General features: G+C 68.5%; 2 protein-coding genes. One reads left to right on the top strand and one right to left on the bottom strand.

The window, feature by feature from the left end; translation table 11 throughout:
• Positions 1–30 precede the first annotated feature (30 nt).
• The gene (locus AB0J68_RS30935) at positions 31–804 is read right to left on the bottom strand and encodes a peptidoglycan DD-metalloendopeptidase family protein (protein WP_363942282.1); all 774 of its coding nucleotides are present in this window, start codon (positions 802–804) and stop codon (positions 31–33) included.
• A 250-nt stretch (positions 805–1,054) separates the two neighbouring features.
• Here AB0J68_RS30935 and AB0J68_RS30930 point away from each other — a divergent pair, with 250 nt between their 5' ends.
• A complete protein-coding gene (locus AB0J68_RS30930) occupies positions 1,055–2,401 on the top strand; it encodes an ABC transporter substrate-binding protein (protein WP_354860934.1) in 1,347 nt (448 codons plus the stop codon).
• Positions 2,402–2,432 lie beyond the last annotated feature (31 nt).

Below are 2,432 nucleotides of genomic sequence, written 5' to 3'. Positions count from 1 at the left end.
AAGCGGCCCCGCCGGAGGACCCAGGCCCCGTCAGCAGCGGGGCACGTTCGGGATGTAGCCGTCGTAACCGGTGTAGACGTACGCGTCGGCGATGAAGCGGCCGCTGCCGATGCGGTCCCAGATCGAGCTGGTGCCGTACGTGCCGGTGACCGTGGTGCCGCTGGTCTGGCAGGCGATGGTCACCCGGGTGCCGTCGGCGACGGTGCCCACCGAGGCGTACCCCGTGCCCGGGCCGGAGCGGACGGTCAGCGGCGTGCCACTGGTGTCGACCGTGGCGTTGCCGGTGCCCGAGTTGCACCCGTTGTCGCTGGTGTAGGTCTTGCTACCCCAGTACAGGCCGAGCGTGCCGTTGAACCTGACCTGGATGTCGTTGCCGTTGAGGCGCTGTTCGTAGTGCAGGTGGGGGCCGGTGGACCCGCCGGTGCTGCCCACCCAGCCGAGCACCTTGCCGTAGCCGACGGTCTGCCCCACCGAGACGTTGAAGCCGTTGAGGTGGGCGTAGTAGGTCGTGTAGCCGCCACCGTGGTCGATCCGCACGTACTTGCCGTAACTGGTGCCGCCGAGGTCGGTGACCCGGTCGACCGTGCCGGGGGCGCTGGCCACCACCGGGTCGCCGAGGTCGTCGGTGCGGTTGAAGTCGACCGCGTACGCCGGGCTGTGGTCCGACCGGGTCTGCCCCGACCAGGACTGGCCGCACGGGAACGGCACCTTGAAGGTCGGCGCGGCCAGCGCCGGGCTCGCCGGCGCGAGGACTCCCCCGACGAGCAGGCCCGTCACCAGCAGGCTGATCCACCGCTTACGCATCCAGCTCCTCCTATGTTCAAAACCTTCGATGAAGTGGCCTCAGCCTGACAGATATCGCCACTCTTCGAAAGAGCCGGGATCCGCGACTGGGAGCGCGCCCAGCCGACGGACACGAGGTTTCGGGATTGTTACTCGCTCGTGTCTGACAGGGGGTGGACCAGACCGGATGCAAGCGCTTACATGTGTGCACGCCCAATCGGACCGGCGAGGGTCACCAGCGGAGACCACGCCGGCTAGGAAGGAGGACGGCATGGCGGTCTTTACCAGACCACGCCAGGCCTTCGTGATCGCCGGTGTGCTCGGGCTGGCGCTCAGCGCCACCGCTTGCGGTACCGGTGACGACAAGAAGAGTGACAAGGCGGGCTCCGCGGAGTGCGCCCCATACGAGAAGTACCAGGGCCACGACGGCAAGAAGGTCTCCATCTACGCGTCCATCCGTGACGCCGAGGCCGACCTGCTCGAGCGGTCGTGGTCGCAGTTCACCGACTGCACCGGCATCGAGATCGCGTACGAGGGCAGCGGCGAGTTCGAGGCCCAGCTCCCCGTGCGAGTCGACGGCGGCAACGCGCCCGACATCGCCTTCGTGCCCCAGCCGGGCCTCGTGAAGCGGTTCGCGGACGCCGGCAAGCTGAAGTCCCTCGGCGCCGACACCAAGGCCCTGGCCGAGCAGAACATGCCGGCCGACTGGCTGAAGTACGGCACCGTCAACGGAACGCTCTACGGCGTGCCGCTCGGCGCGAACGTCAAGTCCTTCGTGTGGTACTCGCCGAAGACGTTCAAGGAGAAGGGCTGGGAGGTCCCGACCACCTGGGAGCAGCTCATCGCCCTGAGCGACAAGATCGCCGCCAGTGGCATGAAGCCGTGGTGCGCGGGCGTCGAGTCCGGTGACGCCACCGGCTGGCCGGCCACCGACTGGATCGAGGACGTCCTCCTGCGTACGGCGGGCGCCGAGGTCTACGACCAGTGGACCACCCACGCGATCCCGTTCAACGACCCGCGGGTCGTCGACGCGGTGGACCGCGCCGGCACGATCCTCAAGAACGAGAAGTACATGAACGGCGGCTTCGGCGGCGTCAAGAGCATCACCACCACCGCCTTCCAGGAGGCGGGCCTGCCGGTGACCACCGGCAAGTGCGCGATGCACCGACAGGCGTCCTTCTACGCCAACCAGTTCCCCGAGGGCACCAAGGTGGCCGAGGACGGCGACGCGTTCGCCTTCTACTTCCCGGCCATCGACGCGGCCAAGGGCAAGCCGGTGCTGGGCGCGGGCGAGTTCGTCGTCGCCTACGCCGACCGTCCCGAGGTGCAGGCGGTGCAGACCTACCTGGCCTCCGCCGAGTACGTCAACAGCCGCGCGAAGCTCGGCAACTGGGTCACGGCGAACAACAAGCTGGACATCGCCAACGTCGCCAGCCCGATCGACAAGCTCTCCGTCCAGATCCTGCAGGACAAGACCGGCGTCTTCCGCTTCGACGGATCCGACCTGATGCCGGCCGCCGTCGGCGCGGGAACGTTCTGGAAGGGCATGGTCGACTGGCTGAACGGCAAGGCGACCGCCCCGGTGCTCCAGGGCATCGAGAGCAGCTGGCCCAAGTGATCCCGGCGGTGGCCCGGCCCGCGGTCGCGGG

The organism is Micromonospora sp. NPDC049580 (assembly GCF_040675595.1).
In the GTDB taxonomy this organism is placed as follows: Bacteria; Actinomycetota; Actinomycetes; order Mycobacteriales; family Micromonosporaceae; genus Micromonospora.
Note: the sequence above shows the minus strand (reverse complement) of the source record. Positions and strands in the feature narration are given on the sequence as shown.